The sequence below is a fragment of the Pseudonocardia sp. NPDC049154 genome, assembly GCF_040648315.1.
GTDB lineage: Bacteria > Actinomycetota > Actinomycetes > Mycobacteriales > Pseudonocardiaceae > Pseudonocardia.
The window spans coordinates 12485-12922 of the sequence record NZ_JBEZDN010000110.1; the positions used below are offsets into that span (position 1 = coordinate 12485).

The 438-nt window shown below is 69.6% G+C and carries 1 protein-coding gene; it reads left to right on the forward strand.

Annotation, left to right across the window (positions count from 1 at the left end; translation table 11 throughout):
* Positions 1–212 (forward strand): hypothetical protein (locus AB0B41_RS33780; RefSeq protein WP_358210626.1); only part of this gene is annotated, 212 nt, incomplete at its 5' end.
* Positions 213–438: the final 226 nt, after the last annotated feature.

The following is a 438-nucleotide window of genomic DNA, read 5'->3' on the forward strand; positions in this document are numbered from 1 at the left end:
GGGAGCCGCTCGTCGTCGACCCGCGCCTTGATCCGCCGGATCTCGGTGACCTGAGCTGCCACTCACGACTGCGGATGAGCTGGGGAAACACGTGCCCGTCGGCGGCCGTGTGGTGTTGTGGCAGGCCACGTGACCGCCGGCGCATTCGAACGCCGATCACCGGCGAACTGATCGGCGGCCCGATGCAGTGGGGGCGTAGTGCGCTGCCGTAGGCGCACGTGACCGGGGATCATGACGCTGCACCTCCGATGGAGCGCGTCCCACAGCTGCGACCCGAGCCGCTGGGTGTGCCGTTCCCCGGAACGGGTGGAGCCGGCGCGATCGTGAGGCGGGGCCGCTCGACCACCGGCGCACTCGCTCGGTGATCACCGACGACAAGATCGACAGTCTCGTGCACTGTCGGCGGACGGAGCTGCACCGGGCGCACATGATCGCTGA